The organism is Stenotrophomonas sp. TWI169, assembly GCF_039674705.1.
GTDB classification, from domain to species: domain Bacteria; phylum Pseudomonadota; class Gammaproteobacteria; order Xanthomonadales; family Xanthomonadaceae; genus Stenotrophomonas; species Stenotrophomonas maltophilia_P.
The window spans coordinates 154,485-180,132 of record NZ_JBDJOB010000003.1; the positions used below are offsets into that span (position 1 = coordinate 154,485).

Here is a 25,648-nt window from a genome sequence, read left to right on the forward strand (position 1 = left end):
ATGCTGTTCCCGGCGACCCTTGCACGGCGCCGCGGGCCGATGATAGTGTCGGCACATCCGGCCGCGTTCGCGTGCCGCACCTTCTGGACGCAGTTTCTTCCAGACCCATCCCCAACGTTCGCCGCCCCAGCCGGGCGCTCGCACCTTCAAGCGAGGAATAACGCTCTTGTCCGATAACACTCCCGAAACCGGCAGCGCAGAAGCGCCCGCCGAAAAGCGCGTGCGCAAGGCCCGCGTGACCAAGGCTGCCGCACCGGCCGCCGCCGAAACCAGCGCGCCCCCCGCGCAGCCGACTCTGCCGCTGGCCGCCGCGCCCGAAGCACCGGCGCCGGCCGCAGCCGCTCCCGCGCCGAGCGCGCCCGCCGCCGAGGCCCCTGCCAGCAGTGGCGGCGGTGAAGGCGGTGAGGGTCGCGAATCCGGCCAGCCGCGGCAGCAGAACCCTCAGGGTGGCGGCCAGCATCCGCACAACCAGAATGGCCAGCAGGGCCAAGGCCAGGGTCAGGGCAACCGCCGTGACCGTTTCCGCAACCGCCGCGACCGCGACCGCAACAACCGCTTCCGCGATGACGGCATGCCCAACGAGGGCGGCGAGCAGCAGGCGTTCGTGCCGCGCGTGCAGCCGACGGTGCCGGAAGGCTTCCCGGTCTATTCGCTGAGCGATCTCAAGCGGATGCCGGCGCAGAAGCTGCTGGAAATCGCCGAACAGCTGCAGATCTCCGAAGGCGTGGCGCGTGCCCGCAAGCAGGATGTGATCTTCGCCCTGCTGAAGGTGCTGACCCGCCATGGCGACGGCGTCGCCGCCGATGGCGTGCTGGAGATCCTGCCGGACGGCTTCGGCTTCCTGCGCGCGGCCGAAGCCAGCTACCTGGCCGGCCCGGACGACACCTACATTTCGCCCAGCCAGATCCGCCGTTTCAACCTGCGTACCGGCGACCACCTGTCCGGCCGCATCCGCTTCCCGAAGGACGGCGAGCGCTACTTCGCGCTGTCGATCGTGGACACCATCAACGGTGAGCCGCTGGAAGCGTCGAAGAACAAGGTGCTGTTCGAGAACCTGACCCCGCTGTTCCCGCGTCGCCGCTTCACCCTGGAGCGCGGCAACGGTTCGTCGGAAGACATCACCGGCCGCATCCTCGACCTGATGGCCCCGCAGGGCAAGGGCCAGCGCTCGCTGATCGTCTCCCAGCCGAAAGCGGGCAAGACGATGATGATGCAGCAGGTCGCCACCGCGATCACCACCAATCATCCGGACGTGCACCTGATCGTGCTGCTGATCGACGAGCGCCCGGAAGAAGTGACCGAAATGCAGCGCACCGTGCGCGGCGAGGTCATCAGCTCGACCTTCGACGAGCCGGCCGCACGCCACGTGCAGGTCGCCGAAATGGTGATCGAACGGGCCAAGCGCCTGGTCGAGCACAAGAAGGACGTGGTGATCCTGCTGGACTCGATCACCCGCCTGGCACGCGCCTACAACAACGTCGTGCCGAGCTCGGGCAAGGTGCTGACCGGTGGTGTGGACGCCAACGCCCTGCACCGCCCGAAGCGCTTCTTCGGTGCCGCGCGCAACGTTGAAGAAGGCGGCAGCCTGACCATCATCGCCACCGCGCTGGTCGACACCGGCTCGAAGATGGACGAGGTGATCTACGAAGAGTTCAAGGGCACCGGCAACAGCGAAGTGCACCTGAGCCGCCGCATCGCCGAGAAGCGCGTGTTCCCGGCCATCGACATCAACCGCTCCGGCACCCGCCGCGAAGACCTGCTGATCGAGCCGGAACTGCTGCAGAAGATCTGGATCCTGCGCAAGCTGCTGCATCCGATGGATGAAATGGCCGCGATGGAATTCCTGCTGGACAAGATGAAGAACACCAAGTCCAACGACGAGTTCTTCGGTTCGATGAAGCGATAAGAAAAAAGCCCCGCACTGCGGGGCTTTTTTTGCTCGGGAACAGCGCATTCGCCGGGCATGGCCCAGCGCTACCGTGGCCCTTACGGGCAGGCCACCGCGCCCTCGGCGGTAGCCGTGTTGGCCGTCAACCTGACCTGGGTGAATGCCGCGGCGAACGGCGCGTCGGCGCTGACCACGAACGGGGCTTCCACCGCGCCCAGGTCCACGCCGCGCTTTGCAAAGCAGGCCAATGGCACGGTCACCGTCTGCTTCTGCCCGGGCGCCAGCGCGACCAGCTGCGGGGCGATGTCCACCCCACCCTCACAGCCGCTGCCACACTGCATGGTCACCTTCACCGGCGATGCCGGGCGCTTCACCAGCTGCACATCGAACTGCAGCGCGCCGTTGCTGCGCGCCAGTGCGCCGAGATTGCGGCGCGAGGTGCTGCGTGCGATCAGCTGCGCCGGGGCCCGCCAGGTCACCTCCTTGGCGTCCTGCTGGGTGTTCACCTGCACGGTGCGCACCTGCACCACCGGCTTGGCGGTGGGCCAGCGCAGCGTAGCGTTCAGATCATTGCCAAGCGGTTGGGTCGCTCCCGCGGCGGCAACGTGCAGGGCGAATGGCGGCGTGTCGGCGCGGTTGAAGATCGGCAGCACGGTGACTTCGCCGCAGCTGTCCGGGTCAGCTTCCTCGAGCCTGGCGACCTTGCCGCCCTTGGCGTAGCTGAGGCCATAGCCAAGCGCGAACAGCGCCGGCTTCTTCGCGTCGGGCTGGTCGATCGGTGCCGGGCACGGAACGCCCGGCCACGGGAAGCTGAGGCGTCCACGGAAGTCGTGTGCCGGCTTGCCGCCCTTGCCCGCCACCAGCACATCAGTCACGCCCTTGCCTTCGGTGCCCGGCAGCCAGGCGGCGACGAAGGCGCTGGACAGATTGAGCAGGTCGTTGACATACATCGGGCGACCGGACAGGTAGACGGTCACCACCGGCTTGCCGGTTGCAGCTGCGGCCTTCAGCGCGGCCAGGTCCTGCGGGTAGGCCCGGCTGTGGCTGACGGTATCCGAAGCGAGAATATCGCCGTTGGTTTCCGCATAGGGCGTCTCACCGATCACCGCCAGCACCACATCGAAAGCCTTCGGATCGACGCCTTGGCCATCGGCGCTGAAGCTGACCTTGTCCGCACCCAGTTCGGCGCGCAGCGCGCCCAGCACGGAATCGGCGTTGGGAAAATCGGAATTCCTGTTCTCGGTGCCCTGCCAGGTCAGCGACCAGCCACCGGACTGGTCGCCGATGCTGTCGGCGCTCTTGCCGACCACCAGCACCCGTGCATCGCGGCGCAGCGGCAGCACCTTGCCTTCATTCTTCAGCAGCACCAGCGATTCGCGCACGGCACGCCGGGCCAGGTCACGGTGCTGCACGGCACTGGCATCGCCGGCGTAGCGGCTGTCGGACGGCTTGTGGTCGAACAGGCCCGCGCGCAGCTTCACCCGCAGGATGCGGGCGACCGCATCGTCGATGCGCGTCAGCGGAATCTCACCGCTCTTGACCTGCGCGGTGGTGTTGGCGATGAACGCTTTCCAGTCGTCGGGCACCATCACCATGTCGATGCCGGCATTGATGGCCTGCGCACAGCTGTCGTTGCGGCAGCCCGGCACCTGCGCGATGCCGTTCCAGTCGGAGACGACGAAGCCATCAAAACCCATCTTGTCCTTCAACGCATCGGTCAGCAGCGCCTTGCTGCCGTGCATCTTGCCGTAGTCCACGCCTGCGGCGCGGTCGTTCCAGCTGTTGAACGAGGCCATCACCGTCTGCGCCCCCTCGGCGAGCGCACCATAGTAGCCCTGCGCGTGGACGTTGATCATGGTGTTCTTGTCGACCAGCGCCTCACCCTGGTCGCGGCCGTTGTCGGTGGCACCATCGCCCAGGTAGTGCTTGGCGGTGGTGACCACGTTGCCGTCGTCCTTGAAGGTGCCCTGTGCTCCCTTCACGTAGGCGTGGGCGTAGCTGCGGATCACCGCCGGGTCGGACGTATAGCTCTCATAGGTGCGGCCCCAGCGAGGGTCATGGGCCACGGCCAGGGTGGGTGCGAACACCCAGCCGATGCCGGTGGCGCGCACCGAGCGCGCGGTCGCCTCGCCGATGCGTTCGATCAGTTCGGCATCGCCGGCCGCGCCCAGGCCGATGTTGTGCGGGAACAGGGTCGCACCCAGCACGTTGTTGTGGCCGTGCACCGCATCGGTGCCCCAGATGACCGGCACCGGCGTCTTCGCATCGGTTGCCAGCGATGCAGCGTGGTAGGCATCGGCCAGCTGCAGCCAGTCCTGCACGCTGGCGTGCTTGTCCATGCCCGGCCAGGAGCCACCGCCATTGAGGACCGAGCCGATGTAGTAGCGGCGCACCTCGTCCGGCGTGATGGTCTTGATCTCGGCCTGGGTCATCTGCCCGATCTTCTGCGCCAGCGTCATCTGCGCAAGGATCTCCTGCACGCGCCTTTCGATATCCGCATCTGCAGCGATCACGCTGTGGACGCGCGGCCAGTCCTGCAGGCGTTCGCCCGTGGACGGCGCGGCACCCGCCGATGCGGCCAGGGCGGCCAGCAGACAGCCGGAAAGAAGGGTCTGGGTGGGGCGCTTCACTGGGTACTACCTCCGTGGATGACGTTCCTGGCGTGCGGGACTGCAGCGGCACGTCGGTATGGGCGATCGGACGCCCGTCCTGACAGCGCTGTCATATAAGCCTGCCTGCATCGTGTCAATGAGCGATCGCACATCCTGTGGCGGCAATCGCGTAACGGCGGGCTTTGCGGCCGACGCAGCACACGGCCCGCGGCGGTGGGTGTTGCGACGCGACAAGAATTCAGGACGTGCCAGTCCCCCTCGCGTCGTGGCACCATCCGCCTGCTCCGGCAACACCGACATCGCAGGTACGCACTACCATCGGCGCGTAGCCGCCGCCTTCCAGGAGGATCCACCGCATCATGCGCAGTCGAATCGAGGATGTCGCCGCCGTTGCCGGGGTATCGATCAAGACGGTGTCCCGCGTGCTCAACCGCGAGCCCAACGTGCGCGAGCAGACCCGCGAACGGGTGCTGGCGGCCGTGGCGCGCCTGGGCTACAAGCCCAATCTCTCCGCGCGCAGCCTGGCCGGACAGCGCTCGTACGCGCTGGCACTGGTCTACAACAATCCTTCGCGCAACTACCTGATGGAAATCCAGAACGGCATGCTCGAGGCCTGCCACGCACAGCACTACAACCTGATCCTCGGCCCGGTGGGCACTGGCCGGCGTACTCTGCCCGACATGACCGCGCTGTTCGAGAACTCGCGTCCGGATGGCGTGGTGCTGATCCCGCCGCTGACCGACGACGAAGTAGTGCTGTCGTACCTGGAAGAGCATGACATTCCCTTCGCCTGCATCGCCCCGCGACACCCGGAGGGACGCATCGGCGTGCGCATGGATGAAACCACTGCGGTGGTCGAGCTGATCGGTCACCTGGTCGCGCAGGGCCACCGCCGCATTGCCCACATCAAGGGGCCGCGCGCGCATGGTGCCTGCCAGTGGCGCTACGCCGGTTACCGCCAGGCCCTGCGGCAGGCAGGTATCGCCTACGATCCGGCGCTGGTGGTCAACGGCCAGTTCTCGTTCGAGTCCGGCGTGGACGCAGCCAACCTGCTGCTCGACATGGATGAGCCTCCCACGGCAATCTTCGCCGCCAACGACGACATGGCCGCGGCCGTGTATCGCGTCGCGGGCGAACGCGGGCTTCGCGTGCCGCGCGACCTCTCGGTATGCGGTTTCGACGACACGCCGATCGCAGGGCACATCTACCCTGCACTCACCACCGTGCGCCAACCGACCTCGCACATGGGGCGGCTGGCCACCGAACAGCTGATCGAGCACATCCGTGCCGAAGCCGCTGGCCGCATGATCACGGTGGAGCACGCGGTACTCGAACGCGAGTCGACCGCCGCACCACGGCGACGTTGAGCCAGCGGCGAACCTGCGGCTCACGCGGCAGGCAGCCGCGAACCCTTCCATGCATAGAAGGCAATGTAGAGATAACACAGCGCCGGCAGCAGGAACGACAGCTGCAGGCCATGATTGTCGGCAAGCCAGCCCATGGCCAGCGGAATGACCGCACCGCCGACGATCGCCATCACCAACAGGCTTGAAGCCTGTCCGGTGAGAGCTCCAAGGCGGGTGATCGCCAGCGCGAAGATGGTCGGAAAAATGATGGAGTTGAACAGTCCGATGCTCACCACCGCCCACTTGGCCAGGCCACCCGTGGTGGAGACGGTGATGCCGAGCAGCAGCACCACCGCGAGCGCGAAAAGACCGAGCAGCCAGCGCGCATCCAACCGCGCCAGCAGCGCCGCGCCAAGCAGGCGCCCGACCAGCGCACCGCCCCAATAGAGCGAGACATAACCGGTGGCCTCCTGCTCGGTCATGCCCTGGCCGATGCCCGGCGAGGACAGGAAGTTGACCAGCACGCTGCCGATGGAAACTTCCGCGCCCACGTAGCAGAAGATGGCCAGCACACCCAGTCGCACATGGCGGTGGCGCAGGACGTCCCACGGCCGGCTTCGCGCGCCGGTGCGTTCCTCCACGCCGGGAATGGTGGGAAGACGGAACATCCAGATCGCTGCCGCCAGCAGGAACAGGACCACGGCCAGGCCGAAGTACGGCAGCTGCACCGATTGCGCTTCGGCTGCACGGTAGGCCAGTGCTTCGGCCTGCGGCAACAGCGCCAGCTGCTCCTCGCTGCGCGGCTGCGCCGACAGGATCAGCAGGCCACCGAACAACGGTGCCAGCGTGGTGCCCAGCGAGTTCATCGATTGCGCCAGGGTCAACCGGCTGGAGCTGGTGCGCTCCTCGCCCAGCAATGCCACGTAGGGGTTGGCCGCCACCTGCAGCACGGTGATGCCGGTGGCCAGCACGAACAACGCCGCCAGGAACAGCCCATAGACATGGGCGGCCGCAGCCGGCCAGAACAGCAGGGAGCCGACGCCTGCAATGGCCAGCCCGGCGACGATGCCGCGCTTGTATCCCACCGCAGCCACCAGCCGGCCCGCAGGCAGCGACATCAGGAAGTAGGCGCCGAAGAAGGTGAACTGGATGAGCATCGCCTGCACCCAGCTCAGCGCGAACGCCGCTTTCAGGTGCGGAATGAGGATGTCGTTGAGGCAGGTCAGGAAGCCCCACATGAAGAAGATGGCGGTGACCACCGCCAGTGCGCGGGTGGTGCCCTGCACGTGATGTCCTCGAACGGTCGCTACTGTGTCCATTGCTTGTCCTTCCGGTCAGTGATCGAAGCCATCCTGCGGTCATGCGTGACATTTGCAGCCATTGTGATTGTCCAGCGCTGTCAATCCGACGAATGACCTGACACCTGCGGGCTGAAAGCTGATCCGCGCAGTTTTGTTCTGCACCGCACAACACTTTCCTGCCCTCGTGTTGGCAGCGCTGTCATCCCTGCAAAACCGCTGCAGATGCCGTCGCACAAGGCGTTGTTTCCGAAGCGACGAGGTTCTGGCAACGATTTCACAGCGCACCTTGCGACCGCCGACGCGGCGCACTTCATGGCAGTTTGTTGACAACGCTGTCAAGCGTCGCTCCAATCCGGGCCACATGCAGTAGTCCGTGATTGAACGAAGCAGGATCGCCATTACCGAATTCCCTGGGGAGGGAGCTTCCATGAAGACGTACAAGGCAGTACCTCGCAAGACGATGCTCACTTCCGCGCTGCTGGCTGCGCTGGCCGCCCCGGCATGGGCACAGGACGCACCCGCCACCAACGAACAAGTCGATCCGACCACGCTCGATGCGGTGCAGGTCACCGGTATCCGCGGCAGCCTGACCTCATCGATGAACCTCAAGCGCGACAGCCAGGGCGTGGTTGACGGCATCGTCGCCGAGGACATCGGAAAGTTCCCGGACACCAACCTGGCCGAATCGTTGCAGCGCATCAGCGGCGTTTCCATCGACCGCACCTCCAGCGGCGAAGGGTCCAAGGTGACCGTGCGCGGCATTGGTCCGGACTACAACCTGGTGCTGCTGAACGGGCGGCAGATGCCGGCGTCGAATCTGGGCAACGGCGGCGGCGGCCTGTCCGGCTCGCGCTCGTTCGACTTCGCCAACCTCGCTTCCGAGTCGATCTCTGCGGTGGAGGTATATAAGACCAGCCGCGCCGACAATCCTGCCGGTGGCATCGGTGCCACCATCAACATCAAGACGCTGCGGCCGCTGGAGTCCGAGCCGGTGATCAGCCTTGGTCTGAAGGCGGTCAACGATTCGTCCAACGACAACCTGCCGCGGACCCTGCGCGGCTCCAACGTCACCGGTGAGCTCTCGGGCATCTTCAGCCAGCGCTACGCCGACGATCGCTTCGGCGTGACGTTCAGCGCCAGCCACCAGGAACGTGATTCCGGCTTCAACCAGGCCACCGTGGCCGAGGGCTGGGCCACGTTCAAGGGCAACGAGAGCGCGGACTGGCGGGCACTGCCGCTGCCGGGCCAGGGGTATTCCGACCGCATCACCAACCGCCCCGGCCCCGACGACGTCTACGCACGTCCGCAGAACACCGCCTACAACGTCAACGGCGTGCAGCGGCAGCGCACCAACGCGCAGGCGACGTTCCAGTGGAAGCCGGCCGACAATGTCACCACCACGCTGGACTACACCTATGTCGAGAACAAGGTGCAGCAGCAGCGCAGCGAGCTGTCGGTCTGGTTCAACTATGGTCCGGGCGACAGCATCTGGACCAACGGCCCGGTGTCCGCGCCGATCATCTACAGCGAGGACATGACCAATTCGGACGTGTCGATGGGCGGCGCCAAACTGGCCACCAAGACCGACATGCACTCGCTGGGCTTCAACGTCGACTGGGAAGTGAACGACGCGCTGGACCTGTCCTTCGATGTGCACAACGCCGAGTCGGAATCGCGGCCGGACAGTCCCTATGGCTCGGCGGGCGTGCTCGGCGTGGCCGCCTTCGTGCGTGGCACCACCACCGTCGACTACAGCGGCGACCTGCCGATCATCAACATCGCACTGCCGCCGGGCGGCGTGCAGGCCTCCGACGCACTGGTCACCGGCTCGGTGTTCCAGAACAGCTACAACAAGTCCAAGGTGCAGCAGTATCAGGGCCGCGGCACGTTCCGCTTCGCCGACTACTCGGCGCTGGACTTCGGCGTGGGCCACACCCAGGTGGAGAACCGCTCTGCCTCGGCCATCATGCAGCGCAACAGCTGGGGCGGTCTGGGCTCTCCGGCCGACTACGCCGATGACATCTGGTACGCCGACAACATGGGCAAGTACTTCAAGGCATTCTCCGGCCACAACGATCCGCGCCTGACCGGCCAGTTCCTGGTGTTCGACTTCGACCGCCTGATCGATCGCGCGGCCCAGGTCGGCACCGATTCCGATCCGGCCTGCCCGAGCTGCTACTACGCACCGACGGAATACTCCGAGGACATCCGCACCACCGAGAAGTCGAAGAGTGCCTACCTGCAGTACCGCACCACGTTGGATTGGTCGATGCCACTGCACGTGGCCGTCGGCGCGCGCTACGAGCAGACCGAGGTGGAGTCGAATGCGCTGGTGCGCGTACCGACCGGCATCAGCTGGAGTTCGGCCAACGAGTTCAACATCGACTACGCCGCCGATCGCGGCTTCGTCGGTGGCAAGGGCAAGTACGACTACGTGCTGCCGAACGTTGATCTGAAACTGGACCTGGCCGAGACGCTGGCGCTGCGCGGCAGCTACAGCCGCACCCTGGGCCGGCCGAGCTGGACGCAGATCCAGAGCGGTCAGTCGCTGGCCGACATCGTGCGCACCCAGGGCGGCACCGGCACCCGCGGCAATCCGGGTCTGGAGCCGCTGATCTCGGACAACTTCGATCTGTCGCTGGAGTGGTACTACGGCGAGGCCAGCTATGCCTCCGTGGGCTTCTTCCGCAAGAACATCAAGAACTTCATCAGCGATACCATCGTGCGCGAGAACGCCGGCACCCTGCATACGCCGGTCGGTGGCGCGTACTGGAACGAGGCACTGGCATCGGGCTGCGGCACCACCGACATGCCCTGCATCCGCGACTACATCTTCACCAACCATGCCGGGGATCCCGGCGTGACCTATACCGGGCGCAATTCGGCCGGGCAGATGACCGGCACCATCGTCGGCCAGCCCAACGACCCGGTGGCCGGTTTCGACATCACGGTACCGGCCAACCAGCACTCGGATCACCTCGACGGCTGGGAAGTGGCGGTGCAGCACCTGTTCGGCCAGTCCGGCTTCGGCGTGGCCGCGAACTACACCAAGGTGAAGTCGGGGCTGACGTTCAACAACCTCAGCCTGGGCGACCAGTACCCGATGATCGGCCTGAGCGATTCGGCCAACGTGGTCGCGTTCTACGACAAGAACGCCTGGCAGATCCGCGCGGCCTACAACTGGCGCGACAAGTTCCTCAACGGCATCGGTGGCCAGGGCCCGAACCCGAACTACACTGCCGCGTACGGTCAGCTCGATCTCAACATCAGCTACGCGGTCAGCGAACAGCTGACGCTGAGCCTGGAAGCAATCAACCTGACCGACGAGACCATGCGCACCTATTCGCGGCACACCAACATGCTGCGTTATGCCACCCAGACCGGTCCGCGCTACATGTTCGGCGTCCGCTACAAGTTCTGACCGGCGCCGGAGGCCTCGTGGGCCTGGTTCATGCCCGGCCCACGCCGCACGGGTGCATGATGCGCGGACCCAAGGCCGCCGGGCACGGGCCCGGCCCTCCATCACGCCCAGGATGTCCACGCATGCTGCCCCACCCCCGACCCATCGATGACGTGCGGGACCTGGACCCGGATGAGCTGCCGGCCCGGCTGCACACCTGGACCACGCCGAAGGTGATCCGCGGGCTGGTCGCGCACTGGCCCCTGGTCGCGGCCGCGCGCCGCTCGCCTGCGGAGGCGGTTGCGCACCTGGCCGCGTTCGACCACGGGCAGATGCCGGTGACCGCGACCACGGCAGCACCCGACGCCGGCGGCCGGCTGTTCTACAACGCGGACATGAGCGGCTTCAACTTCCGCCGCGAGCAGGTACCGTTGAAAGTGGTGCTGGCCACGCTGCTGAAGTACGCCACCGATCCGGCGCCGCCATCGATCTACGTGGCATCGACGACGCTGGACAGCTTCCTGCCCGGCTTCACCCGGGCCAATCCGCTGCAGCTGGGCGTGGACGAACCTCTCAGCAGCATCTGGATCGGCAACCGCTCGCGCATTGCCGCCCATCAGGACGTACCGGACAACCTGGCATGCGTGGCGGCCGGGCGCCGCCGGGTGACGCTGTTCCCACCGGACCAGATCGACAACCTGTACATCGGCCCGCTCGATTTCACTCCCGCAGGGCAGGCGATCAGCCTGGTCGATTTCCACGCACCTGACCTTGATCGCTTTCCGCGCTTCCCGCAGGCGCTGCAGCAGGCGCTGGTGGCCGAACTTGAACCGGGCGATGCGGTCTTCATCCCTTCACTGTGGTGGCACCACATGGAAGGTCTGGAAACATTCAATGTGCTGGTCAACACCTGGTGGCGGCCGGTGCCGGCCTGGATGGACTCGCCGATGAATGCCCTGATGCTGTCGATCCTGGCCCTGCGCGGATTGCCCGCGGCGCAGCGCACGCAGTGGCGCGCGATGTTCGACCACTATGTGTTCGCCGACAGCGAGGCGGCGACCGCACACATCCCGACGCAGGCGCAGGGTGTGCTGGGAACGCTCGACGCAGCGGCGGCCGCGCACGTGCGCCAGACCCTGCTGCGCCGCCTGCAGCGCTGAGGCCGCCGGTCGCACCGGGCTTCACCCGCGCCGACGCCGTTTCTGGCGATAATGCTGCCTGCATTCCGCCTGCGCCTGCCCGCATTGCGGTCCCCCCGCCCCATCCTGCTCCGCATGCGCCTGATTTCGCCCCGCCTCAACCTGGGCAAGCTGATCCTGGCCCTCGCCCTGCTCAGCGCCATCATCGCCCTGGCCAATACGCTGCTGGCCAGCTACCGCGTGCAACGCGACCAGCTGGTCGGCAACACGCTGGAGGCCAACCGCGTCTATGCCAGCAAGCTGGCCGAGACGACCCAGAACTTCCTGCTGTCCGCCCAGCAGCAGTTGGCCTACAGCGCGACCCGGCTGGGCGAGGCCGACATGGACCCGCGCCAGGCGCAGGGCGAAGCCAGCCGCCTGCAGCTGCAGTCGAGCAGCTTCAACTCCTCGCTGGTCGTGGATGCCGATGGCCTGGTGATCGCCACCTCCCCGCAGACGCTGCAGCTGCAGGGCGAGATCCTGCACAGCGCGGGCAACAATGCGGCACTGGCCTCCCGTCAGCCGATGATCAGCGATCCCTACCAGTCGGCCACCGGCAAGCTGCTGGTCTCACTGTCGCATCCGATTTTCGACGGCCAGGGCCGGTACCGCGGCTATATCAGCGGCACCCTGTACCTGCGCCAGCGCAGCGCGCTGCATACGCTGCTGGGTACGCATTACTATCGCGACGGCTCGTATCTGTATGTGGTCGACCGCCATGGCCGCCTGCTGTACCACGTCGAAGGCGAGCGGGTGGGCGACTATGTGGTCGGCAATCCGGCGGTGACGGCGGTGATCCACGGTGAGCGGGGAGCGCAGCAGGTACGCAACAACCGCGGTGTATCGATGCTGGCCGGCTATGCCCCGGTCGCTGTCACCGGCTGGGGCATCGTCGCCCAGCGGCCCACCGAAGCCACCCTGCAGCCACTGTCGCGGCTGATGTCGGCGGTGATCTGGAACGCGATCCCGCTGGGTGTGTTGTCACTGGTGATCACCTGGTGGTTCGCCCGGCGCATTTCGCTGCCGCTGTGGCAGCTGGCGCGCAACGTGCAGGCCGGCGAGGACACCGGCAACGCGATCAGCCATGTCAACGGCATCCGCGCCTGGTACTTCGAGGTTGCCCAGCTCAAGCATGCGGTGCTGCACAGTTTCAACGCACTGCAGGACCGGATCGGCACGCTCAACCGCGCCAGCCGCACCGATCCGATGACCGGTCTGTTGAATCGTCGCGGGCTGCAGCATGCGCTGGATGCGCTGCAGGCGCAGGGCATTCCCTTCGCGATCCTGGCGCTGGACATCGATCGCTTCAAATCGATCAACGACGGCCATGGGCATGACGTCGGTGATGCCGTCATCGTCCATATCGCCGAGCAGATGCGCCGCCACTCGCGCGAGAGCGATCTGTTGTGCCGCGCTGGCGGCGAGGAGTTCCTGCTGCTGTTGCCGGGTATCGGTACCGAGCCTGCGCGCCAGGCCGCCGAGCGCCTGCGCCAGCACATCGCCGATCACCCCTTCGCACCGGTCGGCACGATCACGGTGTCGCTGGGCGTGGCCCATTTCCCCAGCTTCCATGCCGATGCCGAGCAGGCCCTGCGCCTGGCCGACAAGGCCCTGTACCTGGCCAAGGAACAGGGGCGCAACCGGGTAATCGTCTACCCCCACGCAGACTGAAGCGCAGGCGCGCGGGGCTACGCCAGCCGGTGGCTGGCGGCATAGGGCGGCGTGTCCGGATAGTCGCCACTGGCGAAGCGGGCCTGCAGGGCCTGCCACCAGCCGGGATCGAACAGGTGCCGATAGTGCTCACGCACGGCCGCCAGTTCGCCGGCCGGCAATCCCATGAAGGGGCCGAAGCGTTCGGGGAACACATCGCGCGGGCCAACGTGGAACCAGGGCTCGTCGGCCATCGCCTCTTCCGGCGAGCTCGGCTGCGGCCAGGCACGGAACACACAGTCGCTGACCAGGCACAGTTCGTCGTAATCGTAGAAGACCGCGCGGCCGTGACGTGAAACACCGAAGTTCTTCGGCAGCATGTCACCGGGGAAAATGTTGTTGCGCGCCATGTCGGTGATCGCCTGCGCGTAGTCGAGCACCGCAGCGCGCACCGGCTCTGCGCCCTGCTCGCGCAGGTACAGGTTCAACGGGCGGAAACGGCGCTGCACGTAGCACAGCGCCACTTCCACTTCGTCGCCATCGACGCGGATGCTCTGCGCGCACTGGCCCAGCAGTTCGTCAAGCAGCGCCGGCGCAAAGCGGTCGCGCGGGAAGCGCAGGTGCCGATAGGGTTGCGCGTCCAGCAGGCGGCCGACACGGTCCAGGTTGAACACCAGCGCGTACTTCTCTTCCACCTGCTGCCGTGACATCGCCTTCGGCCAGGCGAAACGATCGCGGATGAGTTTGAACACGAGCGGGTAACTGGGCAGGGTGAACACGGCCATGACCATGCCGGGGGTGCCTTCGGCGTGGACCAGGCGCTCGTGTGGATGTTCATTGAAATGGCGGAAGAAGGTGCGGTAGCGCTCGGTCTTGCCCTGCTTGGCACGGCCCAGCACGGTGTAGATTTCGTCGATCGGCTTGCCCGGCAGCAGGCTGCGCAGGAACACCACGGCGTCGCCGACGGTGGCCAGGTCGGCCTGGAAATAGCTGCGCGACACGCCGAACAGGTGGGCGACATCGCGGCGACGGGTCAGCACTGCATCGGCACGCAGGCCCTGTTCGTCGTTGACCAGCGCGATCACGCAGGGCGAGAAGCGATGCTCGCCGAAGACGCGCCCTACCAGATAAGCGCGACGCTCGCGGTAGAACACGGTATCCAGCAGTTCGATGCTGCGTACCGGCGTATCGCCCCAGTGCGCAAGATCATCCTGCAGCCGTACGGCGATGGCGGCGGCACAGCGCAGCTGGTGCGCATAGGGAACATCGAAGCGATAGTCAGCCAGCACCCGCTGCAGCGCCTCCACCGGGCGCGTCGGCGAGACCGCATAGGTGTGGCGGGCGACCGGATGGGTGATCGCATCGGACGGCTCGACATCGAAGGCGATGAACTCCACCGCCGGGTCGACGCCGCGAGTGGCGAACAACCGCCGCGACAGCGTGTTGTAGAACGTCTTGTACAGCTCGGCGTCGATCAGCCCCTGCAGCAGGGCGCTGTAGGCGCCGTGCACCTGCAACCACAGCGAGCGCTCGCCGATCGCCTCGCCGGCAAGCCGGCGCAGTGCATCCATCTGCTCGGCGATGCACAGGTCGTACAGGGCGATGCGCTCGACGGCGTCCTGGCGGGCACCGTTCCAGTCGCGCTGCTCGAAGCGCTGCCGCGCGCGGGCGGTGATCGCCGCGAAGCGGGCATGGTACTGCTCGAATCCATCGCGGATGGCGCCTGCGATGCGCGGCGCCAGTTCGGCAGCGATGTCAGGCGTGGACATGCAGGACTCACCGGGGAAGATGGCTCAACCATACGCCGGCGTGGGGTGGAATGGGTAGAGCCGGGCCATGCCCGGCTCCAACAGGCATCGGCTCAGATGGCCAGCTCGGCCTCCACTTCCTGCACCTTGCGCCGGGCCAATGCCAGATTGGATTTGCTACGGTCCAGCACGATGTAGAAGAACAGGCCCTTCTTCCTGGCCACCGGGCGCATGATGTGGTACGCCCTGCCCAGCGAGATCAGGATGTCCTCGATGCTGTCGTTGAGGTTGAGCGACGCTGCGGTTTTCATCTTCGCGCGGATCACTTCGGTGTTGCCGGCTGCCGCCACTTCCATGTCCATCCCCGCACCGGCTTCGCCCAGCAGCATGCCGCTTTCATAGTCGACCAGCGCCACGGCCTGCGCGCCATCGATACCCATCAGTGCATTCAACGATTCATTCAATCCAGACACGTTGCACCCCTTGTCGGTGTAGGTTCGAGCCCCTCGTTCCCCTGCGGCCGGGCTCACGGTCCGCCGAGTTCGGCCAGGATCGCCTGGCCACATTCCCTGCTCTGCCACAGCACCTGGCCGATCACGCTGCGCTGGTCGCAGGCTGCCATCAGCAGCAGCGGCACACGCCCTTCACCGTGAATGGCCAGCATCAGCACCTTGCCGCCCGCGGCTTCCAGCATCAGCGTCTGCAGGTCTCCCAGGACCAGCTCGCGCCCTACCGCTGCCGCCAACCCCAGCATTGCGCTGGTCATCGCGGCCAGGCGTTCACCACGCCCTTCGGCGCCGGCGCTGACCAGCGCGAAGCCATCGACACTGGCCAGCACCACGGTGCGCACCCCTTCCACCCGGTGCTGCAGGTCCTGCAGCAACGGCTGCAGGCGTTCGCGCTGGCGTGCATCGGGCAGCAGTGCGGCCTGTCCGTCAGCCATGCGCGGTCACCAGCGCGTACGCTTCGATCTCGCTCATCAGCACATCCATCAGCAACAGCCCCTGTTCGCGGTCGCGCGCATCCAGCGGCAGCAGCGGCAGCGGTTGGCCGTCGATCTGCGCATGTGCTGCCCAGTGTTCCATCGTGGCCGCCGGTGCCTGGTCCAGATGGGTCACCGCCACCACCAGTGCCAGCGTCGGTCCGAACGGCCGCAGCACCTGCAGGTAGCCGTCCAGTTCGGCAGCCACGCCGGCACGCCGGCCATCCAGCAGCAGCACCGCGCCGCGCGCGCCCTGCAGCAGGATCGGCCACAGGAAATCAAAACGTTGCTGACCCGGCGTACCGTACAGGCGGAGACGCTCGCCATTGGGCAGATCGATGTCGGCGTAGTCGAGCGCCACCGTGGTCGATGCCTTGTCGGCGCCAAGCCGATCGCTGTTGGCGACGTCGGTGTCCACCACCGTGCCGGCGGCGATGCTGCGCACCAGCGTCGACTTGCCGCTGCCCATGCCACCCAGCACGACCACCTTGTGCTCACGCATTGCGTTCGCTCCCGCGCAGGTGGCGCCACAGCCGGGCCAACAGCCCGCTGTCGTTGCCCGTGCCGCGCATGACCGTCACCGTCGCCGCAGGCGCCGGTTGCAGCTGCGCATAGCCACACAGATAAGCGGCGTGCACGAAATCGCGTACTGCAGCCTGCGGAAGGTCGAGCAGCACGGCACACTCGTCCACCGTACAGGCGCGCTTGAGCAGCAGCGAGCACAGGCGGAAGCCATCGTGATCGTGGCCCAGTACGCGGAAGTCAGGCCAGCGCAGCAGTTTCACCGAGGCGACGCGCAGGCGCTCGTCCAGGGCCTGCCAATGCGGGCTGCGCTGCGCCCACTGCCACAGCAACGGGCGCAATGGCTGCCGGGTGCGATCTGCCGCCTGGGCCTGCAGCTGCGCTGCTGTCAGCGCATCGAGCCAGAGCTGTTCGAACCCCCGCGCAAGGCGTTCGACCAATGCCACGACGGGCTCGTGCAGTGCGATGGCCTGGTCCTGCTCCAGGTCCAGCAGCAGCAGGGGCGCAGCGGCATCCCCCAGCAGCGCGTATCCCTGCCGCAGTGGCAAGCGCTCGCGCAGCAGGCGGGTGATCGCGTGTGCACCATCGGCCAGGCGGATCGGCGCGGGCACGTGTGGAATTACGGGTTCCGGTGGGCGCTGCATGCCACGCAGTGCGCGGCCGATGGCGCCGTCATCGAGCACACGCTGCTGGCCATCGCCGTCGCGCAGCTGGCCACCGGGATCTTCGATCCAGCACTGCAGGCGGGGCCGCTGCTGGCGCATGCGCAGGGCCGCGTTGCGCAATGCGGGCGTATCGCGGATGACCAGCAGATCACAGTCGTCCAGATCCTGGCTGCGGCGGATCTGGCCGTCAGGCAGGGCCGAAGCGATGCGCAGGCGCCTGAGCAGGGCCTGCTCTCCCTGGATATCGGTTCCCACTACCAGCACGCGTGCCATCCGTGTTCCCCGTGCGACCGCCTCCCCGGCGATCTCGCGTCGCCAAGGCTAGGTCATCGCCCTCGGCGTCCGTCGTGATCGACCGCTCAGATTGACAGTGCCCGCGCGTACGCACGCATCGGTTCTGCGACGGCCATCGCGGGCAAGTTTCATGCCGTGTTGACGGCATTCCGACAGCTGACGGAAGTCACGTTTTCATCGCTTGGGGTCAGATCCCTTTTGCATGGCAAAAGGGGATCTGACCCCGGAGCCAAAAAGAAACCCGCGCCGAAGCGCGGGTTCCGGGGTCACGACCGAACGGCGATGAATCAACCGCGCAGCTGCTCCAGCGCGGCGTTGAAGGTCGCGCTCGGGCGCATCGCCTTGCTGGCCTTTTCCACGTCCGGACGGTAGTAGCCGCCGATGTCCACGGCCTTGCCCTGCACTGCGATCAGCTCTTCGACGATCTTATGCTCGTTGTCGGTCAGGGCCTTGGCCAGCGGGGCGAAGCGTGCCTTCAGTGCGGCGTCCTCGTCCTGCGCGGCCAGGGCCTGCGCCCAGTACAGCGCGATGTAGAAGTGGCTGCCACGGTTGTCGATGCCACCGAGCTTGCGCGAAGGCGACTTGTCGTTGTCCAGGAACTGGCCGTTGGCTTCGTCCAGCGCCTTGGCCAGTACACGGGCTGCTGCATTGTCGTAGCGGTTGCCCAGATGCTCCAGCGACGCTGCCAGCGCCAGGAACTCACCCAGCGAATCCCAACGCAGGTAGTCCTCTTCAACGAACTGCTGTACATGCTTGGGAGCCGAGCCGCCGGCACCGGTCTCGAACAGGCCACCACCGGCCATCAACGGCACGATCGACAGCATCTTGGCGCTGGTGCCCAGCTCCATGATCGGGAACAGGTCGGTCAGGTAGTCACGCAGCACGTTGCCGGTCACCGAGATGGTGTCTTCGCCCTTGCGGATGCGGGCCAGCGAGAACGCGGTGGCTTCCACCGGCGGCAGGATGCGGATGTCCAGGCCGGCGGTGTCGTGGTTCTTCAGGTACTGCTCGACCTTGGCAATGACCTGCGCGTCATGGGCGCGGGCAGCGTCCAGCCAGAACACGGCGGGGGTGCTGCTGAGGCGCGCGCGCTCGACCGCCAGCTTGACCCAGTCCTGGATCGGGGCGTCCTTGGTCTGGCACATGCGCCAGATGTCACCGGCCTCCACCGCGTGCTCGAACACCACGCTGCCCGCGTCATCGGTGACCTTGACCACGCCGTCGGCGGCGATCTGGAAGGTCTTGTCGTGCGAGCCGTACTCTTCGGCCTTCTGCGCCATCAGGCCGACGTTCGGCACCGAGCCCATGGTGGCCGGGTCGAAGGCGCCGTGCGCCTTGCAGTCGTCGATGACGGCCTGGTAGACGCCGGCATAGCAGCGGTCCGGGATGACCGCCTTGGTGTCCTGCAGCTTGCCTTCGGCATTCCACATCTTGCCGGAGTCGCGGATCATCGCCGGCATCGAGGCGTCGACGATCACGTCGCTCGGCACGTGCAGGTTGGTGATGCCCTTGTCCGAGTTGACCATCGCCAGGCCCGGGCGCTGCGCGTACTCGGCCTTCAGGTCGGCTTCGATGGCGGCGCGGGTGGCCTCCGGCAGCGACGGCAGGCGCGCGACCAGGTCTCCGATGCCGTTGTTGGCATCGAAACCGGCCTGCCGGATGGCGTCGGCGTGCTTGGCCAGCACGTCCTTGTAGAACTCTTCCACGACCACGCCGAACATGATCGGGTCGGAGACCTTCATCATGGTCGCCTTCAGGTGCAGCGAGAACAGCACGCCCTGGCTCTTGGCATCGGCGATCTGCGCGTCGATGAAGGCAGCCAGCGCCTTGCGGCTCATCACGGCGGCATCAACGATCTCACCGGCCTTGACCGCGGTCTTTTCCTTCAGCACGACGGTGCTGCCGTCATTGCCATGGAAGGTGATCTTCAGGGTGCCGGCGTTGGCGAGGGTTGCCGACTTTTCGCTGCCATAGAAGTCGCCCGCGTCCATGTGCGAGACGTGCGACTTCGAATCGGCGGACCAGGCGCCCATGCGATGCGGATGCTTGCGGGCATAGTTCTTCACCGACAGCGGCGCGCGACGGTCGGAGTTGCCTTCGCGCAGCACGGGATTCACCGCGCTGCCCTTGACCTTGTCGTAGCGCGCCTTGTAGTCGCGCTGCTGGTCGTCGGCCGGCGTTTCCGGGTAATCCGGCAACGGATAGCCCTGGCCCTGCAGCTCCTTGATGGCCGCCTTCAGCTGCGGCACCGAGGCGGAGATGTTGGGCAGCTTGATGATGTTGGCGTCCGGCGTGGTCGCCAGCTGGCCCAGCTCGGCCAGGTCGTCACTGACCTTCTGCTCCTCACCCAGCAGTTCCGGGAACTGCGAAAGAATGCGCCCGGACAGCGAGATGTCGCGGGTTTCCACCACGATGCCAGCGGTGGCGGTGTAGGCATCGACGATCGGCAGCAGCGACTGGGTGGCCAGGAACGGGGCTTCGTCGGTCAGCGTGTAGAGAATCTTGGACATGGGGGACTTGGACTCTGTAGCAGTGCTCAGGGAAAGCCCGGCGGCAGCGCCGGACCACGTGCAACCGTGTCTCGCGCGGGGCCTGGCCCCACGCTTTCCCCCGTCGCCGTCAGGGTGGGCGCGCGGCGGGGAAACCCCTGCATTGTCGCGTTTTCAGCCGCGCGGGGCAAAGCCGCGCCATACGCGCCGGTACTGCAACGCAGTGATTCACCCGGCTGGGGGTGTCACGCAAAAAAAAAGACGCAGCCTCGCGGCTGCGTCCATCGTGAGCCCTGCCGGGAGAGAGTCGGCAGGACTTACTTGACCTCGAACTCCTGCGGCGTTCCGGCCGCCTTACCATCAACCATGACTTCGGCGCGGTACTTGCCGGCCGGCCAGCCATTGGCATTCTTGAAGGTGATGTTGGTGGTCTCGGCACCGCTGGTGTTCAGCGTGGCATTCTGCTCGCCGGCGACCTGACCGTCCTGGAAGGTCAGCTTGGCGCCGACGTTGACGTTGTTGGCAGCACCGTCTGTGCGGACCGACACGATCACATCGTCCTTCGGCGCGAACAGTGCTGCCGGAGCGACGGACTTGTCCGCTGCCGCCGTCTTGCCGACGGAGACGGAGGAGACGGCTACTGCCGCCTCAGACATCGGCGGCGGCGCGCCGGTCATCGGTGCCGGGGCCGTTTCGGCCGGGGCGGTGGCAGCGGGCGCTGCATTGCTGTCGGTCGACTCTTCCTTCTTCTTGCAACCCACCAGGGCGACGCTGCCCAACAGGGCGGTCAGCAGGGCGGTCTGGAGCGGCGTGGTCTTGATCATTCGGTGTTCCTCCCAGGATTGTCGGATGGCGTGCGGGCGCGGCCGGCTTACTTCGGTGGCAGTTTCAGGGTCTGGCCAGGGAAAATCTTGTCCGGGTCATCGAGCACGTCCCGGTTGGCTTCGAAGATCTTCTTCCAGGCATTGGCATCGCCAAGATGCGCCTTGGCGATCTTCGACAGCGAGTCCCCCTTCTGCACGGTGTAGGTGCCGCCGCTGACCACCTCGGCGGTGCTGTCCACCGAGCCGCTGACGCCGGAGAAGTCCGCCTTCGGTGCCTGCTGGGCGGTACTGTCGACGCTGGCGCTGACGCCGGAGAAATCAGCTTTCTTCTCGGTACTCATCCACAACTCCCGTCTGCATGACTACGTGGTTCGCACGGTGCCATGGCGGTTGTTAAATGGGGATGGTGCAGATGTGAAGCCGCCCCCCGGGGGGGCTGAACAATCGGGAGATGGACACCCCCTGCCCGCTGCTCCACCGGTAGCGCCGGGCCATGCCCGGCGGCGGTGGCTGGGACCGCTGCGCTCGCCGGGCGTGGCCCGGCGCTACCCGCCACCGCCGGCGCGGGGTTGGTGGGCCCGCAGCGCTCGCCGGACGTGGCCCGGCGCTACCGTAACCGCCAGCGGCGGTTACTGGCGCAGCTCGCGGTAGGTCGCGGCCGGGGCAGCAATGCCGGGGCTGGCGCGCCATGGATTGATGTCGAGGCCGCCGCGACGCGTGTAGCGCGCTTCCACTTCCAGCCACTGCGGCCGGCAGCGCGCGGAGACCTCGCTGAAGATCCGCTCCACGCACTGCTCGTGGAATTCCGCGTGCTCGCGGTAGCTCACCAGATAGCGCAGCAGGCCGGCCCGGTCGATCTTCGGCCCCCGATAGCGCAGGCTGACCGTGGCCCAGTCCGGCTGGCCGGTAACCGGGCAGTTGGATTTCAGCAGCGCGGAGACCAACGTCTCCTCCACCGGCTGCGCAGCGTCGGCCGAGAGGAAGTCCGCCTGCGGGGGGCCGTAGCAGTCGATCTCCAGGTCCAGGCCGTCGATGGATTCGCCCAGCGGTACCGGGCGCAGTTCGGGCAGGCCGAACGCCACCTGCACGGGTGCGCCGGCACAGGCTGACAGATCGTCGACAAGACGCGCATGCAGTGCCTCGGCACTGTCGATGCGGGTGCTGTTGAGGGAATTCAGGTACAGCTTGAACGACTTCGATTCGATCAGGCACGGCGAGGTGCAGGGCACCTGCACGGTGGCGACGGCCACCTGCGGCTTGCCACGCGGGTCGAGCCAGCTCAGCTCGAACGCATGCCAGCGATCATGGCCGACGAACGGCAGCGCGGTGTCGTCGAGGCCGATCTCGGCGCGGGCGGCGCGGCGGGGGATGGGAAACAGCAGGCCGGGATCGTACTGCGACGGGTAACTGACCTCGCGACCGAGGCTGGAATCCTGGGGGGTGTTCATGGGGCCATTGTATCGCGACGGCGCTGGGCCTCCGGCCGGGCCGGCCAACGGCGGAGCCCCTCCGTGGTGGTTTTGTCGGTTGGTCGTGGAAGGCGGTCTATCGGCTTGGCCGGGTGGGTAGGCGGGTCGGGGGACGCCGTAAACCCGTCCTTGGGGGCTTGGCCGCGGCATCCATGCCGCGGACACCCCCGCCCCGCCTACCCACCCGGCCCCTGACAGTTCCCTGCACGCAGCCACCACCACGGGAAAGATCAGAAAAATCAAAATCAAAAGCCAATCCTTCAGACATTCCCGATGTCTGCCTGTGTCGACCAAGGTCGACACCTACCAACAGCCGCGTGAACCTGTCGGGGCCGGGGCGGTGTGGGCCTGCAGGACCGTTGGCGCCATGGATGGCGCCATCGAGCCCCCATGGACGGGTTTACGGCGTGTCCTGCAGGCCCACACCGCCCCGCCCAACCAACAGAAATCCAGCACCGCTTTTGCCGTTGACGTTGCCGTTGCTTCAGGGGTGCAGGGCTGCAAGCCCTGCCGGAAACCCTCACCCTGCCGGAGTGCCGGCACCGTGCAGGTAATCCAGGCTCACCTGCAGCAACGCACGCAGTCCCACGTCCAGCGCCTTCTCATCCAGCAGGAACTTCGGCGAATGATTGGCCGGTGCCGTCGCCGGATCGATGCCCACGCTGGTGGAGCCGACGAAGAAGAACATGCCCGGCACCTCCTTGGCATACAGCGAGAAGTCCTCCGCGCCCATCTGCAGGGGCGGTTCGTACACGTTGTCCTTGCCCACCACCGCCTGCAGGCTCGGCAGCATGCGCGCCGTCAGCGCCGGATCGTTGACCGTGGCTGGGTTGCCTTCTGATTCGTAGATGTCGGTGACCGCCTTTGCCCCGTGCGCGGCCGCAGTGTGCTCTGCGACGTTGCGCAGGTCGGCGAAGATCTGCTGGCGCATGCCCTCGTCGAACGTGCGGATGGTGCCGACCATCTCCACCTCGTCCGGAATGATGTTGTAGCGGATGCCGCCGTTGATCGCACCGAAGGTGAGCACCGCCGGCTGCTTGGACAGATTCGCGCGACGGCTGACGATGGTCTGCGCGGTACCGACCAGATCGGCCGTGGCAACGATCGGGTCGACACCGTTCCACGGCGCGGAGCCATGCGTCTGGCGACCGATCACCTTGATGCCGAAGCGGTCCGAGGCGGCCATCAGCGGACCGCCACGCACGGCGATCTGACCGGCCTGCACGCTGGAGAACACATGCAGGCCGAACACGGCTTCCGGCTTGAAGTCGGCGAACAGGCCCTCCTTCAGCATCAGCGCGGCACCGCCTTCTTCCGGCGGCGGCGCGCCCTCCTCTGCCGGCTGGAAGATCAGCATGACCTGACCCGGCAGGTCCTTCTTCATTGCCACCAGCGCCTCGGCCACACCCAGCAGGGTGGCGGTATGGGCATCATGGCCGCAGGCATGCATCACGCCCACCGTCTGCCCGCGGTACTGGTCGGTCGCCTTCGAGGCGAACGGCAGGCCGGTCTGTTCGGTCACCGGCAGCGCGTCCATGTCGGCGCGCAGGGCGATCTTCGGACCCGGCCTGCCGCCTTCGATGATCGCCACCACGCCATGATGGGCAATGCCGGTCTTCGGCTTCAGGCCCATTGCGCGCAGGTGCTTGGCGACCTCGGCCGAGGTCCGTACTTCGCGGTTGGACAGCTCCGGATGCTGGTGGAAATCACGGCGCCACTCCACCACTTTGGCCTGCAGCCGCTGTGCGGCCGCGGTCACCTCGGGGCGCTGCCCGTCCTGGGCATGGGCAAGGGCCGGCAGGGCCAGGATCAGGGCGGACAGCAGCAACGAACGGCGCATCTGGGTACTCCACGGCAGGGTTCTGCACCTGAATGTAGGGCAACGCTGCCTTTACGGGAACCTCCGCGGCCGGTCCCGGTCCTAGCGCCCGTCCCATCCGTCATGCAGGAAACGTGATGTGGCACAGGTATGCTTTGCGCATTGCCCACCGGGCCCCGCCCGTCCAGCCCTCTTGGAGTCCTTGAATGTCACGTGTTTGGAAGATCGTGCTGCTGGTCGTGGCGGTACTGGTGCTGGCCGTGGTGGGCCTGCGCGTGCTGGGCGGTGGCAAGGACAAGGCCGGCAGGCCCGGCGTCGCCGCCGGCCAAGGTGGCGATGACGCCGATGCCGCACCGGTACCGGTGACCGTGGTCGACGCCGTGCGCCAGGACGTGCCCGTCTACGCCAGTGCGCTCGGTACGGTCACCGCGATGAATACCGTCACGGTCAGCCCTCAGGTCGGCGGCCAGCTGATGAGCCTGAACTTCCGCGAAGGCCAGGAAGTGAAGCAGGGCGACGTGCTGGCGGTGATCGACCCACGTACCGCCCAGGCCAGCTATGACCAGGCCGCTGCCGCCAAGCGCCAGAACGAGGCGCTGCTGGCGACCGCGCGCTCCAACTACCAGCGCTCCAATGCCCCCGAGTACCGCCAGTACGTCGCCAAGACCGATCTGGATACACAACGCAACCAGGTGGCACAGTACGAAAGCGCAGTGGCCGCCAACGAGGCGAGCATGCGCTCGGCGCAGGTGCAGCTGCAGTACACCAAGGTCACTGCGCCGATCTCGGGCATCGCCGGCATCCGTGCAGTCGATGCCGGCAACGTGGTCAACGCGGGCACCGCCCTGGTCACCCTGACCCAGATCCACCCGATCCACGTGCTGTTCAACCTGCCCGAACGCCAGCTCGGCGATGTGCGCCAGGCACAGGCGGCCGGCAGCGTTCCGGTGGCCGCGCTGGACCGTGCCGATTCGCACGTGCTGTCCGGCGACGGCAAGCTCGATGTGGTCGACAACCTGATCAGCGCCGACAGCGGCACCTTCAAGGCACGCGCGGTGTTCGACAATGCGGACAACGGCCTGTGGCCGGGCCAGTTCGTCAATGTGCGCATGCAGCTGCGCACCATCGGCGGCGGCGTGGTGATTCCGACCCAGGCCGTGCTGCGTGGCCCGGACGGCGAGTATGTCTACGTCGTGCAGGGCGACAACACGGTGAAGATGCAGACCGTGCGCAGCGGCGTGGAAGTGGGCGACAGCCACGTGCAGATCGCCGAGGGCCTGAAGGGAGGCGAGCGGGTGGTCAGTGAAGGCCAGTTCCGCCTGAAGCCCGGCAGCAAGGTCAAGGCCCTGAAGCCCGGTGAGACCCCGGCTGCACCCACCGAGGCCGAATTGAAGGCCGCCGAACAGAAGAGTGGCGGCGCAGGCCGCCGCGGTGGTGGCCCGCGCTGAGCGCAGGCCACCG

Annotated in this window: 18 protein-coding genes; 6 read left to right on the forward strand and 12 right to left on the reverse strand. The window is 66.7% G+C overall.

What is annotated here, in order from left to right:
- Nucleotides 1–166: 166 nt before the first annotated feature.
- Nucleotides 167–1,906, forward strand: coding sequence for a transcription termination factor Rho (gene rho / locus ABE543_RS03780; RefSeq protein WP_346475326.1), 1,740 nt, complete (start codon nt 167–169; stop codon nt 1,904–1,906).
- A gap of 80 nt (nt 1,907–1,986) precedes the next feature.
- Here rho and ABE543_RS03785 read toward each other — a convergent pair whose 3' ends face one another.
- A complete protein-coding gene (locus ABE543_RS03785; protein WP_262101390.1) occupies nt 1,987–4,518 on the reverse strand; it encodes an exo 1,3/1,4-beta-D-glucan glucohydrolase in 2,532 nt (843 codons plus the stop codon).
- Nucleotides 4,519–4,859: 341 nt separating this feature from the next.
- On the opposite strand from ABE543_RS03785, the gene ABE543_RS03790 reads away from it, so the two are divergent.
- On the forward strand, nt 4,860–5,867 hold the full coding sequence (locus ABE543_RS03790) for a LacI family DNA-binding transcriptional regulator (RefSeq protein WP_053515642.1): 1,008 nt from the start codon (nt 4,860–4,862) through the stop codon (nt 5,865–5,867).
- 20 nt (nt 5,868–5,887) lie between these two features.
- Here the strand turns inward: ABE543_RS03790 and ABE543_RS03795 are convergent, their stop codons facing one another.
- Complete coding sequence (locus tag ABE543_RS03795) at nt 5,888–7,165, reverse strand: sugar MFS transporter (RefSeq protein WP_346475327.1); 1,278 nt, start codon at nt 7,163–7,165, stop codon at nt 5,888–5,890.
- A 409-nt stretch (nt 7,166–7,574) separates the two neighbouring features.
- Between ABE543_RS03795 and ABE543_RS03800 the strand changes: the two genes are divergently transcribed.
- The 3 genes from ABE543_RS03800 (at nt 7,575) to ABE543_RS03810 (ending at nt 13,396) form a co-directional block, all read left to right on the forward strand.
- Nucleotides 7,575–10,568 (forward strand): TonB-dependent receptor, encoded by a 2,994-nt coding sequence (locus ABE543_RS03800; RefSeq protein WP_277381140.1) that lies wholly within the window; start codon nt 7,575–7,577, stop codon nt 10,566–10,568.
- Between the two features lie 122 nt (nt 10,569–10,690).
- The gene (locus ABE543_RS03805; protein WP_346475328.1) at nt 10,691–11,707 is read left to right on the forward strand and encodes a cupin-like domain-containing protein; all 1,017 of its coding nucleotides are present in this window, start codon (nt 10,691–10,693) and stop codon (nt 11,705–11,707) included.
- A 114-nt stretch (nt 11,708–11,821) separates the two neighbouring features.
- Nucleotides 11,822–13,396 (forward strand): sensor domain-containing diguanylate cyclase, encoded by a 1,575-nt coding sequence (locus ABE543_RS03810; RefSeq protein WP_053515759.1) that lies wholly within the window; start codon nt 11,822–11,824, stop codon nt 13,394–13,396.
- Between the two features lie 17 nt (nt 13,397–13,413).
- Here ABE543_RS03810 and aceK read toward each other — a convergent pair whose 3' ends face one another.
- From aceK to ABE543_RS03860, 10 genes are all read right to left on the reverse strand, one after another.
- Nucleotides 13,414–15,144, reverse strand: coding sequence for a bifunctional isocitrate dehydrogenase kinase/phosphatase (gene aceK, locus ABE543_RS03815; RefSeq protein WP_053515635.1), 1,731 nt, complete (start codon nt 15,142–15,144; stop codon nt 13,414–13,416).
- A 92-nt stretch (nt 15,145–15,236) separates the two neighbouring features.
- A complete protein-coding gene (locus ABE543_RS03820; protein ID WP_074900004.1) occupies nt 15,237–15,596 on the reverse strand; it encodes a hypothetical protein in 360 nt (119 codons plus the stop codon).
- A 53-nt stretch (nt 15,597–15,649) separates the two neighbouring features.
- The gene (locus tag ABE543_RS03825) at nt 15,650–16,066 is read right to left on the reverse strand and encodes a roadblock/LC7 domain-containing protein (RefSeq protein ID WP_346475329.1); all 417 of its coding nucleotides are present in this window, start codon (nt 16,064–16,066) and stop codon (nt 15,650–15,652) included.
- Nucleotides 16,059–16,607: a GTPase gene (locus ABE543_RS03830; protein WP_346475330.1), complete on the reverse strand. Its 549-nt coding sequence runs from the start codon at nt 16,605–16,607 to the stop codon at nt 16,059–16,061. The genes ABE543_RS03825 and ABE543_RS03830 overlap by 8 nt, the downstream gene beginning before the upstream one ends.
- A complete protein-coding gene (locus ABE543_RS03835) occupies nt 16,600–17,565 on the reverse strand; it encodes a hypothetical protein (RefSeq protein ID WP_053515628.1) in 966 nt (321 codons plus the stop codon). Before ABE543_RS03835 ends, ABE543_RS03830 begins: the two co-directional genes overlap by 8 nt.
- Before the next feature lie 308 nt (nt 17,566–17,873).
- A complete protein-coding gene (locus tag ABE543_RS03840) occupies nt 17,874–20,096 on the reverse strand; it encodes an NADP-dependent isocitrate dehydrogenase (RefSeq protein WP_111186565.1) in 2,223 nt (740 codons plus the stop codon).
- Nucleotides 20,097–20,392: 296 nt separating this feature from the next.
- The gene (locus tag ABE543_RS03845) at nt 20,393–20,899 is read right to left on the reverse strand and encodes a hypothetical protein (protein ID WP_053515624.1); all 507 of its coding nucleotides are present in this window, start codon (nt 20,897–20,899) and stop codon (nt 20,393–20,395) included.
- Between the two features lie 47 nt (nt 20,900–20,946).
- On the reverse strand, nt 20,947–21,240 hold the full coding sequence (locus ABE543_RS03850; protein WP_053515622.1) for a LysM peptidoglycan-binding domain-containing protein: 294 nt from the start codon (nt 21,238–21,240) through the stop codon (nt 20,947–20,949).
- 288 nt (nt 21,241–21,528) lie between these two features.
- Nucleotides 21,529–22,347: an NADPH-dependent 7-cyano-7-deazaguanine reductase QueF gene (gene queF, locus ABE543_RS03855; protein WP_065181541.1), complete on the reverse strand. Its 819-nt coding sequence runs from the start codon at nt 22,345–22,347 to the stop codon at nt 21,529–21,531.
- 541 nt (nt 22,348–22,888) lie between these two features.
- Nucleotides 22,889–24,208, reverse strand: a complete 1,320-nt coding sequence (locus tag ABE543_RS03860) for a M20 family metallopeptidase (RefSeq protein ID WP_053515620.1) — start codon at nt 24,206–24,208, stop codon at nt 22,889–22,891.
- 185 nt (nt 24,209–24,393) lie between these two features.
- Between ABE543_RS03860 and ABE543_RS03865 the strand changes: the two genes are divergently transcribed.
- Complete coding sequence (locus ABE543_RS03865) at nt 24,394–25,635, forward strand: efflux RND transporter periplasmic adaptor subunit (RefSeq protein ID WP_346475331.1); 1,242 nt, start codon at nt 24,394–24,396, stop codon at nt 25,633–25,635.
- Nucleotides 25,636–25,648: the final 13 nt, after the last annotated feature.

Coding starts and splice junctions, on each gene's coding strand:
- ABE543_RS03865 (WP_346475331.1), top strand. CDS start 24,394: ATGTCACGTGTTTGGAAGATCGTGCTGCTGGTCGTGGCGGTACTGGTG.
- queF (WP_065181541.1), bottom strand. CDS start 22,347: ATGAACACCCCCCAGGATTCCAGCCTCGGTCGCGAGGTCAGTTACCCG.
- aceK (WP_053515635.1), bottom strand. CDS start 15,144: ATGTCCACGCCTGACATCGCTGCCGAACTGGCGCCGCGCATCGCAGGC.
- ABE543_RS03825 (WP_346475329.1), bottom strand. CDS start 16,066: ATGGCTGACGGACAGGCCGCACTGCTGCCCGATGCACGCCAGCGCGAA.
- ABE543_RS03800 (WP_277381140.1), top strand. CDS start 7,575: ATGAAGACGTACAAGGCAGTACCTCGCAAGACGATGCTCACTTCCGCG.
- ABE543_RS03790 (WP_053515642.1), top strand. CDS start 4,860: ATGCGCAGTCGAATCGAGGATGTCGCCGCCGTTGCCGGGGTATCGATC.
- ABE543_RS03810 (WP_053515759.1), top strand. CDS start 11,822: ATGCGCCTGATTTCGCCCCGCCTCAACCTGGGCAAGCTGATCCTGGCC.
- ABE543_RS03850 (WP_053515622.1), bottom strand. CDS start 21,240: ATGAGTACCGAGAAGAAAGCTGATTTCTCCGGCGTCAGCGCCAGCGTC.
- ABE543_RS03830 (WP_346475330.1), bottom strand. CDS start 16,607: ATGCGTGAGCACAAGGTGGTCGTGCTGGGTGGCATGGGCAGCGGCAAG.
- ABE543_RS03795 (WP_346475327.1), bottom strand. CDS start 7,165: ATGGACACAGTAGCGACCGTTCGAGGACATCACGTGCAGGGCACCACC.
- ABE543_RS03860 (WP_053515620.1), bottom strand. CDS start 24,208: ATGCGCCGTTCGTTGCTGCTGTCCGCCCTGATCCTGGCCCTGCCGGCC.
- ABE543_RS03845 (WP_053515624.1), bottom strand. CDS start 20,899: ATGATCAAGACCACGCCGCTCCAGACCGCCCTGCTGACCGCCCTGTTG.
- ABE543_RS03840 (WP_111186565.1), bottom strand. CDS start 20,096: ATGTCCAAGATTCTCTACACGCTGACCGACGAAGCCCCGTTCCTGGCC.
- ABE543_RS03805 (WP_346475328.1), top strand. CDS start 10,691: ATGCTGCCCCACCCCCGACCCATCGATGACGTGCGGGACCTGGACCCG.
- ABE543_RS03835 (WP_053515628.1), bottom strand. CDS start 17,565: ATGGCACGCGTGCTGGTAGTGGGAACCGATATCCAGGGAGAGCAGGCC.